The 14,800-nt window shown below is 73.2% G+C and carries 11 protein-coding genes; 1 reads left to right on the top strand and 10 read right to left on the bottom strand.

The window, feature by feature from the left end; translation table 11 throughout:
* Nucleotides 1–118: 118 nt before the first annotated feature.
* The 7 genes from ACZ6JS_RS15855 to ACZ6JS_RS15825 form a co-directional block, all read right to left on the bottom strand.
* Nucleotides 119–724, bottom strand: a complete 606-nt coding sequence (locus ACZ6JS_RS15855; RefSeq protein ID WP_469298295.1) for a TetR/AcrR family transcriptional regulator — start codon at nucleotides 722–724, stop codon at nucleotides 119–121.
* The gene (locus ACZ6JS_RS15850) at nucleotides 712–1,449 is read right to left on the bottom strand and encodes an enoyl-CoA hydratase family protein (RefSeq protein WP_469298293.1); all 738 of its coding nucleotides are present in this window, start codon (nucleotides 1,447–1,449) and stop codon (nucleotides 712–714) included. The genes ACZ6JS_RS15855 and ACZ6JS_RS15850 overlap by 13 nt, the downstream gene beginning before the upstream one ends.
* Nucleotides 1,450–2,453: 1,004 nt before the next feature.
* Nucleotides 2,454–3,614 carry an acyl-CoA dehydrogenase family protein gene (locus tag ACZ6JS_RS15845; RefSeq protein ID WP_469298292.1) on the bottom strand — a complete coding sequence of 387 codons (1,161 nt, stop codon included), beginning with the start codon at nucleotides 3,612–3,614 and terminating at the stop codon, nucleotides 2,454–2,456.
* Nucleotides 3,611–5,521: an ATP-binding protein gene (locus ACZ6JS_RS15840; RefSeq protein ID WP_469298290.1), complete on the bottom strand. Its 1,911-nt coding sequence runs from the start codon at nucleotides 5,519–5,521 to the stop codon at nucleotides 3,611–3,613. The genes ACZ6JS_RS15845 and ACZ6JS_RS15840 overlap by 4 nt, the downstream gene beginning before the upstream one ends.
* A gap of 8 nt (nucleotides 5,522–5,529) precedes the next feature.
* Entirely contained in the window at nucleotides 5,530–7,128 is a 1,599-nt protein-coding gene (locus ACZ6JS_RS15835) for an acyl-CoA carboxylase subunit beta (RefSeq protein WP_469298288.1), read from the bottom strand.
* Nucleotides 7,125–8,957 (bottom strand): acyclic terpene utilization AtuA family protein, encoded by a 1,833-nt coding sequence (locus ACZ6JS_RS15830; RefSeq protein ID WP_469298286.1) that lies wholly within the window; start codon nucleotides 8,955–8,957, stop codon nucleotides 7,125–7,127. The genes ACZ6JS_RS15835 and ACZ6JS_RS15830 overlap by 4 nt, the downstream gene beginning before the upstream one ends.
* Entirely contained in the window at nucleotides 8,954–9,784 is an 831-nt protein-coding gene (locus ACZ6JS_RS15825; RefSeq protein ID WP_469298284.1) for a TIGR03084 family metal-binding protein, read from the bottom strand. Before ACZ6JS_RS15825 ends, ACZ6JS_RS15830 begins: the two co-directional genes overlap by 4 nt.
* 330 nt (nucleotides 9,785–10,114) lie before the next feature.
* Here ACZ6JS_RS15825 and ACZ6JS_RS15820 point away from each other — a divergent pair, with 330 nt between their 5' ends.
* Nucleotides 10,115–11,737, top strand: a complete 1,623-nt coding sequence (locus tag ACZ6JS_RS15820; RefSeq protein ID WP_469298282.1) for a CocE/NonD family hydrolase — start codon at nucleotides 10,115–10,117, stop codon at nucleotides 11,735–11,737.
* A 784-nt stretch (nucleotides 11,738–12,521) separates the two neighbouring features.
* Here ACZ6JS_RS15820 and ACZ6JS_RS15815 read toward each other — a convergent pair.
* The 3 genes from ACZ6JS_RS15815 to ACZ6JS_RS15805 form a co-directional block, all read right to left on the bottom strand.
* Nucleotides 12,522–12,998, bottom strand: a complete 477-nt coding sequence (locus tag ACZ6JS_RS15815; protein WP_469298280.1) for a GNAT family N-acetyltransferase — start codon at nucleotides 12,996–12,998, stop codon at nucleotides 12,522–12,524.
* A 500-nt stretch (nucleotides 12,999–13,498) separates the two neighbouring features.
* Entirely contained in the window at nucleotides 13,499–13,855 is a 357-nt protein-coding gene (locus tag ACZ6JS_RS15810) for a DUF1801 domain-containing protein (protein WP_469298277.1), read from the bottom strand.
* Complete coding sequence (locus ACZ6JS_RS15805) at nucleotides 13,855–14,790, bottom strand: EamA family transporter (protein WP_469298275.1); 936 nt, start codon at nucleotides 14,788–14,790, stop codon at nucleotides 13,855–13,857. Before ACZ6JS_RS15805 ends, ACZ6JS_RS15810 begins: the two co-directional genes overlap by 1 nt.
* Between the last annotated feature and the right edge of the window lie 10 nt (nucleotides 14,791–14,800).

Below are 14,800 nucleotides of genomic sequence, written 5' to 3'. Positions count from 1 at the left end.
CGCGTTTCCCGAATTTCTGCCGTCGGCCGCCCGGCGGTCCGCCCGGCGCGCCGACGACCTGCCGGGCAGTTGGGCAGTCCCTGGCGATCGTGCCGGCGTCCGCGATCGGCCGACTGGCTCAGCCCAGAGCCTCGTCGAGGATGCGCGACCACTGGGCCACGACGCGGGCCCGGCGGGCCGCGTCGTCGGTCAGGACGTTCGCCAGACCCAGGCCTCGGGCCATGTCGAGGAGGCCCTGCACCGTCTCCCGTACACCCGGCACGGACTCGTCGGCGCCCAGCAGCTCGACGGCGATGCGGTGGGTCTCACGGCCGACGCGGGCCTCCAGCTCGGTGACCCGCGGGCGCAGCTGCTCCTCGTTGGAGGCGGCGACCCACAGCTGGAGCGCGGCCCGGAAAAGGGCGCCCGTGTACAGGTCCACCAGCGCCTCGACGACGGCCGGGCGGGCGACGGGGCCGGCGTGGAAGAGGTCGCGCAGGGCGGTGGAGCGTTCCTCGGCGACGTACTCGACGGCAGCGGTGAACAGGTCCTCACGGGTGGGGAAATGGTGCTGGGCGGCTCCGCGGGAGACACCGGCGCGTTCGGCGACGACGGAGACGGTGGAGCCGGCCCAGCCGTGCTCGGCCAGGCAGGACACGGCCGCCTCCAGGAGGTGGCGGCGGGTGACGCGGCTGCGCGCCTGCTTGGGGCCGCTGCCGGCGGCCGCGCCGGTCACCGTGCCCATGACGGGTCCCGGCGCTCGAAGCGGGCGGTGATGCCCTCGCGGGCCTCCGCGGAACCGAAGTGGTGCGCGGACAGCTCGGTGAGGGCGGCACCGTCCTGCGCGAGGGCCGCGCGCACGGATGCCGTGACCAGTCGCTTGGTGGCGGCGAGCGCCTGCGGGCCGGCCTTGCGCAGACCCGCGAGGACGGGCGCGAGGGCCTCGTCGACGTCGTCCCCGTGCAGGGTGAGCAGGCCGATCCGTGCGGCCTCGGCGGCGTCGAAGGCCTCGGCGGTCAGGAAGTAGCGGGCTGCGGCGCGCGGGTCGAGGCGGGGCAGCAGCGGCGCGGAGATGATGGCGGGGACCACGCCCAGGTGGGTCTCCGTGAAGGCGTACGAGGACTGCGGGCCGGCGGCTGCGATGTCGCATACGCCGAGCAGGCCGAGGCCGCCGGCCCGGACGTGACCGGTGACGCGGGCGACGACGGGCTGGGGCAGCTCGGCGATCTCGCGGAACAGGGCCACGACGTCGGCGGGGGCGGACGGGGACTTGAGGTCGGCGCCGGAGCAGAAGGTGGAGCCGCTGTGCGTGAGGACGACGGCGCGCACGTCCGGGTCCGCGGCGACTTCGGCCAGGGCTGCGCGGAGCTCGGCGACGAGCTCCGCGGAGAGCGCGTTGCGGTTGGCCGGGGAGTCGAGGGTGAGGGTGGTGACTCCGGCCGCCGTTGTGGCGTGGACGGGTGTGGCCATGGCTCCTCCGGAGCGGTCGGCGGGGTGTACGGGGGCGTCGGGGGGAGGTTATGCGGTGTCCCCTGCGGGGGGCTCGGCGGTGTGGGGTTCGCTCCGGCGGGGGGGTGCCTTGCAGGCGGCTCGGCGGTATGGGGTCCGCTCCGGCGGGGTGCCTTGCGGGCGGCTCGGCGGTGTGGGGGTTCGCTCCGGCGGGGTGCCTTGCGGGCGGCTCGGTGGTGTGGGGTTCGCTCCGGCGGGGGCTTGGGCGGGTGCGGGTTTGTTCCCTGCCCGGGGCTTCGGTGGTGGCGGCTGTGTGGTGCGGGGCTTGGCGGGGTGGGGGGTGGGGCGGTGCCCCGCACGAGGATCTCCTCGGCTCGGCGCGTGCGGGTGTGCCGCGGCCAGGCGGCCGGGGTTGCGCGCTCGTCCTGCGGGGACCCTCCTGCGTGTCCCCGCCCCACGGCAGCGCTCCGGAAGTGGCCGAGGGGGGACGTGGCGGGGTGTCCCCGCAGGCCGAGCGCGCGACCACCGGGTACAGCCGAGACATACCCGCACGCGCCGAGCCGAGGAGACACCCCGGCGGCGGCCCCCCGCCACCGACCGGCCCCGCCCCACCGCGCCCTGCCAGGGCCACCGCCGAGCCGCCCGCAGGACACCCCGCACCGGACCTGGCCGTCCACCGCCGAGCACCCCGCAGGGCCCGGGCCGAGGAGACACCCCGGCGGCGGCCCCCCGCCACCAACCGGCCCCGCCCCACCGCGCCCTGCCAGGGCCACCCCCGAGCCGCCCGCAGGACACCCCGCACCGGACCGGGCCGTCCACCGCCGAGCACCCCGCAGGGCCCGGGCCGAGGAGACACCCCGGCGGCGGCCCCCCGCCACCGACCGGCCCCGCCCCACCGCACCCTGCCGGGGACACCGCCGAGCCGGCCGCAGGACATCCCCGCCGGAGCGAGCCGTCCACCGCCGAGCACCCCGCAGGGCCCCGGCGCCGCCGCGCCTTGCGGGCCTCCAGGCGCCGCCAGGGAATCAGTAGGACTTGGGGAGGCCAAGGGTTTGGTGGGAGACGAAGTTGAGGATCATCTCGCGGCTGACGGGCGCGATGCGGGCCACGCGGGAGGCGGTGATGAGGGAGCCCAGGCCGTATTCGCGGGTGAGGCCGTTGCCGCCGAGGGTGTGGACGGACTGGTCCACCGCGCGGACGCAGGCCTCGCCCGCGGCGTACTTCGCCATGTTCGCGGCCTCGCCCGCGGCCATGTCGTCGCCCGCGTCGTACAGGGCGGCCGCCTTCTGGGTCATGAGGCGGGCCAGTTCCAGTTCAATGTGGGCCTGGGCCAGCGGGTGGGCGACGGCCTGGTGGGCTCCGATCGGCTCCTTCCACACCTGGCGGGTCTTGGCGTACTCGACGGCGCGGGCGAGGGCGTAGCGGCCCATGCCGATGGCGAACGCGGCGGTCATGATGCGTTCGGGGTTGAGGCCTGCGAACAGCTGGAGGAGGCCCGCATCCTCGTCGCCCACCAGGGCGGAGGCGGGCAGGCGTACCTCGTCCAGGGTCAGTTCGAACTGCTTCTCGGCCGCCTGGAGTTCCATGTCGATGACCGAGCGGCCGAAGCCGGGGGTGTCGCGCGGGACGATGAACAGGCAGGGCTTCAGGCGCCCGGTGCGGGCGTCCTCCGCGCGGCCGACGATGAGGGTGGCGTCGGCGATGTCGACGCCGGAGATGAAGACCTTGCGACCGGTGAGGATCCAGTCGTCGCCGTCGCGGCGGGCGGTGGTGGTGATGCGGTGGGAGTTGGATCCGGCGTCGGGTTCGGTGATGCCGAAGGCCATGGTGCGACTGCCGTCGGCCAGGCCGGGGAGCCAGGTCCGCTTCTGGTCGTCGGTGCCGAACCGGGCGATGACCGTGCCGCAGATGGCCGGCGAGACGACCATCATGAGCAGGGGACAGCCGGCGGCGCCCAGTTCTTCGAGGACGATGGACAGTTCGGCGATGCCTCCGCCCCCGCCGCCGTGTTCCTCGGGGAGGTTGACTCCGAGGTAGCCGAGCTTCGCGGCGTCGGCCCACAGCTCGTCGGGGTGGCCGCCCTCGCGGGCGAGACGGGCGAGGTACTCGCGGCCGTAGCGCTGCCCGAGGGCGGCGACGGCGGCGCGCAGCGCCTGGTGTTCGGTCGACTCGATGGTGGAGCTCATGACTGCGGTTCCTCCTGGACTACGGCGAGCAGGGCGCCGTACTCGACCTGTTGGCCGGTGGCGGCGTGGAGCGCGGTGAGCGTGCCGGTGGCGGGAGCGAGGATGCGGTGCTCCATCTTCATGGCTTCCAGCCAGAGCAGGGGCTGCCCGGCGGTGACGGGGCTGCCGGGGGCGAGGCCCTCGGCGACGCGGACGACGGTGCCGGGCATGGGGGCGAGCAGGGATCCCGGTTCGGTGCGGTCCTGGGGGTCCGGGAAACGGGGGACGGGGGTGAGGGTGTGGGCTCCGAGCGGGGAGTCGACGTAGACCCTGGTGTTGTTCGAATTTCGTTTCACGTGGAACATCCGCCGGATGCCGTCGACTTCGAGGGTGACGAGGTCCCGCTCGACCGCCAGGACTCGAACTCCGGGGTGGTCGACGGGGTGGTACCGGACCTCGTACTCGGTGCCGGCCGTGGTGTAGCGGCGGGTGTGCGGCTGTGAGCGGAGGTTGCGCCAGCCTCCGAGGCGGGCGGCGAGGGGTGCGCCCGGGGCGGGGGCGGCCTCGGCGAGGGCGGCGGCGAGGGCTGCGGTGCCGGCGTCCGGGGTCGGCTCGGTGAGAGCGGCGAGGTGGCGCTCGTAGAAGCCGGTGTCGAGCTGTGCCGCGGTGAACTCCGGGTGGCGCAGGGAGCCCACGAGGAGTTCGCGGTTGGTGGTGAGGCCGTGGATGCGGGCTCCGGCGAGGGCGTGGGCGAGGGCGCGTACGGCTTCGGCGCGGGTGGGGGCGTGGGCGACGACCTTGGCGAGCATGGGGTCGTAGTGGATGCCGACGGTGTCGCCGTCGGTGAAGCCGGTGTCGACGCGGACCCGGCCGGGGATGTCGAGGGTGTGCAGGACGCCGGTCTGGGGGCGCCAGTCCTGGGCGGGGTCCTCGGCGTAGAGGCGGGCCTCGACGGCGTGGCCGGTGGGCTCGGGTGGCTCCGGGGGCAGGGCCGCCCCCTCGGCGACACGCAGTTGGAGGGCGACGAGGTCGAGGCCGAAGACGGCTTCGGTGACGGGGTGTTCGACCTGGAGGCGGGTGTTCATCTCCAGGAAGTAGGGTCGTCCGTCGGCGGTGACGAGGAACTCGACGGTGCCCGCTCCCCGGTAGGAGACGGCCCGGGCCGCGGCGACGGCGGCGTCGTGGAGGCTCTTCCGCAGGAGGTCCGGCAGGCCGGGTGCGGGGGCCTCCTCGATGACCTTCTGGTGGCGGCGCTGGAGGGAGCAGTCGCGGGTGCCGAGGGCCCAGACGGTGCCGTGGGCGTCGGCGAGGATCTGCACCTCGACGTGGCGGCCGCGCTCCACGTACGGCTCGGCGAAGACCTCGCCGTCGCCGAACGCGGAGGCGGCTTCGGCGGACGCGGCGTGGAGGGCCTCCTCGAGGGCGTCCAGGTCGCGGACCACACGCATGCCGCGGCCGCCTCCGCCCGCGGCCGCCTTGAGCAGGAGGGGCAGGTCGGCGGGGGTGGCGGCGGCCGGGTCTACGGGGTCGAGGAGGGGGACTCCGGCGGCGCGCATCAGTTCCTTGGCCCGGGTCTTGGAGGCCATGGCCTCGATGGCCTCGGGGGGAGGGCCGATCCAGGTCAGGCCGGAGTCCCGGACCTGGCGGGCGAAGTCGGCGTTCTCGGAGAGAAAGCCGTATCCGGGGTGGACGGCGTCGGCTCCGGCGGCGAGCGCGGCCTTGATGACCAGGTCGCCGCGCAGGTAGGTGTCGGCGGGGGCCGCGCCCGGCAGCCGTACGGCCGCGTCGGCGGCACGTACGTGCAGGGCGTCGGCGTCGGGGTCGGAGTGCACGGCAACGGTGGCCAGGCCCAGGTCGCGGGCGGTGCGGAAGATCCGCACGGCGATCTCGCCGCGGTTGGCGACGAGGAGGGAGGTCAGGTTCGTCATGTGCGGGCTCACATCCGGAAGACGCCGAAGCCGCCACGGGCGCCCTCGACGGGGGCGTTGTGGACGGCCGACAGGCACAGGCCGAGGACGGTACGGGTGTCGCGCGGGTCGATGACCCCGTCGTCGTACAGCCGCCCGGACAGGAACATGGGGAGGGACTCGGACTCGATCTGCGCCTCGACGAAGGCACGCATCCCGGCGTCCTGTTCCTCGTCGTACGGGAGTCCCTTGGCGGCGGCGGACTGCCGGGACACGATGGAGAGGACCCCGGCGAGCTGCTGGGGGCCCATGACGGCGGACTTGGCGCTGGGCCAGGCGAAGAGGAAGCGGGGCTCGTAGGCGCGGCCGCACATGCCGTAGTGGCCGGCTCCGTAGCTGGCGCCGATGAGCACGGACAGGTGCGGGACCTTCGAGTTGGAGACGGCGTTGATCATCATCGAGCCGTGTTTGACGATGCCGCCCTGCTCGTACTCCTTGCCGACCATGTAGCCGGTGGTGTTGTGGAGGAAGAGGAGCGGGATGTCGCGCTGGTTGGCGAGCTGGATGAACTGGGCGGCCTTCTGGGACTCGGCGCTGAACAGCACGCCCTGGGCGTTGGCCAGGATGCCGACCGGGTAGCCGTGGAGGGTGGCCCAGCCGGTGACGAGGCTGGTGCCGTAGAGCGGCTTGAACTCGTCGAAGTCGGAGGAGTCGACGATGCGGGCGATGACCTCGCGGGGGTCGAAGGGGGTCTTCAGGTCGGGCGGCACGATCCCGAGGAGTTCCTCCGGGTCGTAGAGGGGCTCCTCGGCCTTCGGCGGGTCCTGGCGGGGCTTTCGGTGGTTCAGGCGGGCCACGATGCGGCGGGCCTGGCGGATGGCGTCGTACTCGTCGAGGGCGTAGTGGTCGGCGAGCCCTGAGGTGCGGGCGTGCATGTCGGCCCCGCCGAGGGACTCGTCGTCGCTCTCCTCGCCGGTGGCCATCTTGACCAGGGGCGGGCCGCCGAGGAACACCTTGGAACGGTCCTTGATCATGACGGTGTGGTCGGACATGCCGGGGACGTACGCGCCTCCGGCGGTGGAGTTGCCGAACACGACCGCGACGGTCGGGATGCCCTCGGCGGAGAGCCGGGTGAGGTCGCGGAAGATCGCGCCGCCCGGGATGAAGATCTCCTTCTGGGAGGGCAGGTCGGCGCCGCCGGACTCCACGAGGCTGATGACGGGCAGGCGGTTCTGCCGGGCGATCTCGTTGGCCCGCAGAGCCTTCTTCAGTGTCCACGGGTTGCTGGCGCCGCCGCGGACGGTGGGGTCGTTTGCGGTGACCAGGCACTCGACGCCCTCGACCGTGCCGATGCCGGTGACCATGGAGGCGCCGACGGGGTAGTCGCTGCCCCAGGCGGCGAGCGGCGACAGCTCCAGGAACGCCGTGTCCGGGTCGAGGAGCAGCTCGACGCGCTCGCGCGCCAGGAGCTTGCCGCGCTTCTTGTGCCGGGCCGTGTACTTGTCCCCGCCGCCCTCCAGGGCCTTGGCGTGCTCGGCGTGGAGGGCGGCGAGGCGCTCCAGTGCGGCCGTACGGGCTCTGGTGTGCTCGGGGGCGTGCGGGTCGACGGTGGTACGCAGGCGGGTCATGGGCCGGTCCCCTCCGGGGGCGGGAGCAGATGGGCGGGGATGTCGAGGTGGCGGGCGCGCAGCCATTCGCCGAGGGCCTTGGCCTGGGGGTCGAAGCGGTGGCCGGAGGCGACGCCGTCGCCGAGGATCCCGATGACGGTGAAGTTCACGGCGCGGAGGTTGGGGAGTTCGTGCCGCTGGACGGTGAGGCCGCGGGTTTCGGGAAGCAGGGCCCGGAACCGGTCGACGGTCAGGGTGTCGCGCAGCCAGTCCCATGCGGGGTCGGAGGCGACCCAGACGCCGACATTGGCGTCGCCGCCCTTGTCGCCGCTGCGGGCCCCGGCGAGCGCCCCGAGGGGGGCGCGGACGGTCTCCCGCGGCTCAGCCCCGGTCCCGGCGGAGGCTGAGCCCCCGGCCCCTTCGGGGGCTTCGCCCCGGGACCCCCGCGCCTCAAACGCCGGCGGGGCTGGGAGTCCGGTGGGCTCCGCCGGCGGAGCTGCAGTCGGCTCCGGCTCCGCCGAGGGGGCCGGGAGCACGGCAGGGGGCGCAGGGGGCTCCGCCGGGGCGGGCGGGGCAGGGACGCGGAGGCGGGTGCCGTCCGGGAGGACCGCGGTGTGCGGGACCTCGTCCGCGGGGACGAAGGCCGAGGCGAACACCCCGTAGGGCTGGGCCGGGCCGGGCGGGGCGCACACGTGGAAGCCCGGGTAACTGCCGAGGGCCAGCTCGACGGCCGTCGAGGTCAGGGCGCGGCCGACCCGGTCCGGGGACGGGTCGCGGACCACCAGGCGCAGCAGGGCGCTCGCCGTCTCCTCCGTGTCGGCGTCCGCGTGGTCGGTACGGGCCAGGGTCCAGGCTGCGTCGGCGACGCCGTCCAGGGCCTCGGCGAGCTGGGACCGGACCAGCTCCGCCTTCGCCTCGATGTCCAGGCCCGTCAGGACGAAGACCACCTCGTTGCGCCAGCCGCCGATCCGGGTGACGCCCACCTTGAGGGAGGCCGGCGGGCGCTCTCCGCGCACTCCCGTGATCCGCACCCGGTCGGGGCCGTCGTCGGTCAGCCGGACCGTGTCCAGGCGGGCGGTCACGTCCGGGCCCAGGTAGCGCACGCCCTGGGTCTCGTAGAGGAGTTGGGCGGTGACGGTGCCGGTGGTGACGGCTCCGCCGGTGCCGGGGTGTTTGGTGATGACCGCCGAACCGTCCTCGGAGATCTCCGCGAGCGGGAAGCCGGGGCGCCGGACGTCGTGGGCGGTGAAGAAGGAGTAGTTTCCGCCGGTGGCCTGGGTCCCGCATTCCAGGACGTGGCCCGCGACCACCGCCCCCGCCAGCCGGTCGTGGTCTTCCGGCGTCCAGTCGAACCACCAGGCCGCCGGGCCGCTGACCAGCGCCGCGTCGGTGACCCGGCCCGTGACGACCACGTCGGCGCCGGCCCGCAGGCAGGCGGTGATCCCGGCGCCGCCGAGGTAGGCGTTGGCCGTCAGCGCGCCGTCCTCGCGGGAGGTGAGATCGTCGCCCTCGACGTGGGCCACGGAGACGGGCACGCCCACTTTGGCGGCCAGCGCCCGTACCGCGTCGGCGAGTCCGGCCGGGTACAGGCCGCCCGCGTTCGTGACGATCCGCACGCCCCGTTCGTGCGCGAGCCCGAGGCCCTCCTCCAGCTGGCGCAGGAAGGTCTTGGCGTAGCCGAGGTCCGGGTTCTTCAGGCGGTCCCGGCCCAGGATCAGCATGGTCAGCTCGGCCAGATAGTCCCCGGTCAGCACGTCGAGCGGGCCGCCGGTGAGCATCTCGCGCAGGGCGCCGAAGCGGTCTCCGTAGAAGCCGGAGGCGTTGCCGATGCGCAGCGGCGGCCGGTTCACCGTCCGGCTCCCCGGCCCCGCCCCGCACCCGGCTCCCGCCCTGCACCGGGCGGACCGGCGAAGGCCTGGGCGATGTCCAGCCAGCGGTCCGCGTCGGGGCCGGTCGCGGTCAGGTCCAGGTCCGCGCGGTGGGCGCGCCGGGTCACCAGCAGACAGAAGTCCAGGGCCGGGCCGGTGATCCGCTGCGGGGCCTGCGCCGGGCCGTACACCCAGACCTGCGCGCCGTCGGGAGCGGTCAGCTCCACCCGGAACTCCCCGTCGGGCGCGGGCAGTCCGCGTACGGCGTGGGCGTAGTCGCGGGCCCGTACGCCGATGCGCGCCACGTGCCGCAACCGCGCGGTCGGGGTGCGGCGCACTCCCAGCGCGTCGGCGACGTCCTGGCCGTGCGCCCAGGTCTCCATCAGGCGGGCGCTGGCCATCGAGGCGGCCTTCATCGGCGGCCCGTACCAGGGGAAACGAGTGTCGGGCGGAGCCGCGGCCAGGGCCTCGGCGAGCGCGTCACGGGTGTCCCGCCAGCGGTTGAGGAGTTCGGCGGGCGGCAGCGCCGCGCCCTCGCGCGCGCCGTCGTCGACGAAGGAGTCGGGAGCCTTCAGGGCTTCCTCGACCATGACGCCGAAGCCCGTGGCATCGGTGAGGGAGAGCAGCGAGGCCCGGTCGGTCCAGTGCAGGTGGGCGATCTGGTGGGCGACGGTCCAGCCGGGCGCGGGGGTGGGCCGGGCCCAGTCCCCGGCCGGCAAACGCTCGACGAGGCAGTCGAGTTCACGCCCCTCCTCGCGCAGATCGGTGAAGACGGCGACGGCGTCGTCGACGGCGGACGGATCGGGCACGGTGCGCTCCCCTTCTCGGCGTGAGGGGAAGACTGGCAGCACCCAAGAAAACAATCAAGCATGCTTGCATGATTTTTTGGTGCGGGCGCAGCACGGGGTGACACCTTCCCGCCACCGCACCAAAACCCCTGAACCCAGAGGTAGTTGATCGATATCCGCACCGGGCGCAGGTCTCTCGGCACGATCGCGCCGGTAACCACGGAGGGCGATTCAGGCCGTAAGCCGGAAAGCGGCGATACGTCACCGGATGTCCCGTCGATACTGAACGCTCCGCACCGGGCCCGGGCGGGCGCCCACGTTCGTGTCACTCGACGAAGAGGATGAACTGACGTGACTCCAGCCGCCCAACCTCCCTTCTCCCTCTATCCCGAACTCGACGCGACCACCCTCGGAGCCTTCGTCTCCGCGCTGGAGAGCGGCGACCTCACCGGCCTGCCGCCCGCCCGCGCCGCCGAGGTGGCCGAGGCGCGCGCCCTCGCCGTCTTCACGCGTGGCAAGGTGACCGGAGCCGACGGCGACCTCCTTGATGCGGCGCTCTGGCGGCACACCGGGGCCCGGCCGCGCCCGATGATCGTCATGCCTTCGCCGTGGACGGCCCTTGGCTGGCTCGCCTACGCCGTCCAGGCCACCCTGTTCGCGACCCGCGGCTACAACGTCATCGCGTACTCCGCCCGCGGCTTCGCCGGCTCCGAGGGCCAGGTCGACGTGGCCGGCCCGCTCGACGTCGCCGACGGCAGCCGCGCCCTGGACCACCTGATCGAGCGCAGTACGGGCCCCGTGACGAAGATCGGCTTCCTCGGGGACTCGTACGGCTCCGGCATCAGCCAACTGGTCGCCGCGCACGACACCCGCGTCGACGCCGTGGTCGCGCTCAGCACCTGGGGCGACCTCGGGGAGGCGTTCTACGAGAACTCCACCCGCCACGTCGCAGCGGTCAAGGCCCTGCTGAAGGCCGCCGCGAAGGCCCGGCTGAGCCCGCAGACGCACAGCGTCTTCGACAACGTCCTGACCGGCAGCGACGTCCGGGGCACCCTGCGCTGGGCCGAGGTCCGCTCTCCCTTCACCCACATCAAGGAACTCAACCGCCGTCAGGTGCCGGTCTTCTTCTCGCACGCCTGGCACGAGACGCTCTTCCCGACCAACCAGACGGTGCGGATGTTCAACGAACTGACCGGGCCCAAACGCCTCGCCATCTCCATCGGCGACCACTCGGGCCCCGAGATGTCGGGCATCCTGGGCCTGCCGAACCGGATCTGGACGGACGCTCACCGCTGGTTCGACCACCACCTCAAGGACATCGACAACGGCATCGGTGACGAGGGACAGTTCATCGGCGAGGTCATGTGGAGCCAAACCCTCGAACCCCGCCCCACCTGGCCCTCCGCCACCGAACAGCTGCAACGCCTCTACCTCGTCGACGGGGGCGAGCTCGGCCCGGAGGCGGAAGCCGGCTGGACGGCGACCGTGCTGTGCGGGATGGACACCCCGGCGACCGTCGCCGACAAGGTCGTCGAGTCCGGGTACGCGGAGATGGCCGGCCGCCCGAAGACCTACCTGACCGAGGACATCGACCGCACCGTCGCCGCCGTCTGGACGGCCGAACCGGCCGCGGAGACCGTCCGGCTGCGCGGCACGCCCCGGCTCCGCGTGACCTACCGGGCGGCGAACCCGGGCTCCACCTTCGTCGCTTACCTCCTCGACACGGCCCCGGACGGCTCGGCCCACCTCGTCACGCACGCCCCGTACAGCGACCTCCAGTCGCCGCCCGACAGCCTGATCAGCGCGGACATCGAGCTTCAGGCCACGGCGTACGACGTGCAGCGCGGCCACAGCCTGATGCTGGTGATCGACGCCCGCGACCCGTTCTACGCCGACGCCAATCTGCCCCGCGCGACCCTGGCCTTCACCTCCCCGGAGGCGACCCCGTCATACCTGGAGCTTCCCCTCGGCTGATGCCGTACGCCCGCCCAGCCGGTCCCCCGCGGCCGTCCGGGCGGGCGCACACTCCAGGGAGGACGCACGCGACACCGCTCCGGTTGCGGGGCTTCTGCGGGGTGCGGGGGGGGTGTGGCGGGGTGTCAGGGGGCGGGGAAGGGGCAGAGACGGAAGTGCGGCGGGGGTGAGGGGGAGCGGGAGCGGGGTTTCGGCGGGGCGGTATCAGCGATGTGCTGGGGGTTTCCCGTCAGTCCCATCGTCTCTCCGTGTCGTGCCGGTCCCTCAAGGGCGCTCGTTCCTCGCGTCGCTTCGCGATGGCCTTCGGCCACCCTTGACCGACCGTCCCGCCCCGGAAATCCGAAAGACTGCCGGGAAGCCCCCAAAGGAACGGGCCGGGACAGCAAGACCCCATCGGGGGTCGGCGCCGTGCGGGCAAAGCCCGCAGCGCCCCAAATCGCTACGCGCTCCTGTCGGACGGCGTCCGCAGGCCCCTGTGGCCGGACATAGGCCGCCATCGATCGCTACGCACTCCTCGATCACGCGTCCGCAGACCGTCTGGGGCCGGTCATAAGCCGCCCTCGATCGCTACGCGCTTCTCCGCGACCGCGTCCGCCCCCTGTTCGGGGCTGAGAGGGGCGGATTCGAGGGGACGGGAGGGCGATCCATCGGCTCAGCCGATGCCAACCCCCGTCAAGGCCACGGTGACATCTCAACCGCTCGCCCAAACAGGGGCAATCAGGGCGTATTGACGGCTCTCTGAGACGCGCGCTCACCCACACCTGGATTCGCTTCGCCTCAGCGGTCATCTCAGGCTTGCTTCCCCACTCAGGTCAGATCGTCGTTCGATGTAGCGACGAAAGCCTTCCGCACGGGCCTTGAAGCCACACGACTCGTAGAAGGTGTGGACATATTCGTCGTCGGCTGCCAGCAACTGCACCTTGTAGCAGTCGTTCGACGCACCCAGCTGCACGACGGCTTCCATCAGCTCGCGGCCGACGCCTCGCCGCTGGAATGCCTCGGCGACCACGACGTTCTCGACGAAGAGGATGGCCCGGCCACCACGGGTGAGGTTCGGCAGGACCAGACAGTCTGCGGTGCCGACCACGTCGCCTTCCGCGTCCGCCACCAGCACGGTCCGCCCCTGCTGACTGGAGATGGTCGCCCATATGGCATCGACCTTCGCCTGAGGCAGCGGTTCGTCGTCGGGATTCAGCTCGCCGTAGAGAGTCAGCAGGGATGACAGGTCCGCTCCGACAGCCGAGCGCACGATGATCTTCATGCTTCGACCTTAGAGCGACCGGCCCCAGACGGTCTGCGGACGCCATCCGGAGAGGAGCGCGTAGCGATCGGTGGCGGCCTATGTCCGGCCACAGGGGCCTGCGGCCGCCGTCGGCAGGAGCGCGTAGCGATTGGGGGCGCTGCGGGCTCCGCCCGCACATCGCTGATGTGGCCGTCCCTGAAAACAAGGTCCCGGCCCGTCCCTTTGGGGGCTTCCCGGCAGTCTTTCGGATTTCCGGGGCGGGACGGTCGGTCAAGGGTGGAGCGCAGCGACATCGCGAAGCGACGCGACGAAGGAGCGCCCTTGAGGGACCGGCCCGAACCGGAGAGACGATGGGACTGACGGGAAACCCCCAGCACACCCCCGACCCCGCCCCGCCGAAACCCCGCTCCCCCGTAGCCCCCGCCGCACCTCCCGTCCCTGCCCTTCCCGTCCCCCGCCCCCTCACCCCCGCCGCGCCTCCCGGCCCGCCCGGGGTCGGCCGCCGCCGTGGAGCCTGATCAGCAGACCTGTCCCGGGCCCGCCTGGGACGTGGCGCGCAGGAGGTCGCGGAGGAGGTCGAAGTCGACCTTGGCGGGGTTGCGGAAGCGGAGGCAGGCTTTGCCCATGTCGTGGGCCGCCAAGCGGTCCGCGAAGGCGTCCCGTACGTCCGTGCGCATCAGGTAGAAGGAGATGTACTGCTTCTGGTTCGCCCAGGCGATCTCCCCGTCGGTCCCGCCCGGCCGCACGTACACCGGCATGCCGTACGCGATGCGCTCCTCGAAGCCCTTCAGTTCCGTCACACACAGCTCGCGCAGGCGGGCGAGGGCCGGGCGGCGGGCTTCGGGGGCGGCGTCCAGGTAGGCGGCGACATCCATCAGGCGGGCTGCTTTCTGATCTGGGAGCGGACCGCGCCCATGCTGGCCGCGATGACGAGGGCGATGGCCAGGGCGTCCAGCGCCGACATGGCCTGGTTGAGGACGAGGAAGCCCGCGGTGGCGGCGATGGCCGGCTCCAGGCTCATCAGGATCGCGAAGGTCGGCGCAGGCATCCGGCGCAGGGCGAGGAGTTCGAGGGTGTAGGGCAGCACGGAGGACAGGACGGCCACGCCGACGCCCAGGGCCAGGGTGCTCGGGACCAGCAGGTCCGAGCCCGCTTCGTAGACGCCCAGCGGCAGCGAAAGGACGGCGGCGGCAGCCATCGCGAGGGCCAGGCCGTCCGCCTGGGGGAAGCGGCGGCCCGTGCGCGCGCTGAACACGATGTACGCCGCCCACATCGCGCCCGCACCGAGCGCGTAGGCCGCACCGAGCGGGTCGAGGGAGCCGAAGCCGAGGCCGCCCCCGCCGTGCCCGGACAGCAGGGCCACGCCGCCGAGGGCCAGGCCGGCCCACAGGAAGTTCACGAGGCGGCGGGAGACGACGACGGACAGGGCGAGCGGCCCGAGGACCTCCAGGGTGACCGCTGGGCCGAGCGGGATCCGGTCGATGGCCTGGTAGAAGAGGCCGTTCATGCCGGCCATCGCCACGCCGAACGCCGCGACGGTGCCCCAGTCGGAGCGCGTGTACCCGCGTACCTTCGGCCGGCACAGGAGCAGCAGGACGATCGCGGCGGCCGCGAGGCGCAGGGTGACCACTCCCGCCGCACCGGCCCTCGGCATGATCATCACTGCGAGGGCGGCCCCGAACTGGACCGAGACGCCCGCCGAGATCACCAGTGCGACCGGGCCGAAGCGGGACCGGGGCCCCTCGACGGAGGGGTCGGCGGGGAGTGCGGCGGCGGGGGTGGTCGTCGGGGACACGGAAGGTGCGGGCATTTATCCAGAT

The organism is Streptomyces sp. NPDC046349, assembly GCF_055587885.1.
Note: the sequence above shows the minus strand (reverse complement) of the source record. Positions and strands in the feature narration are given on the sequence as shown.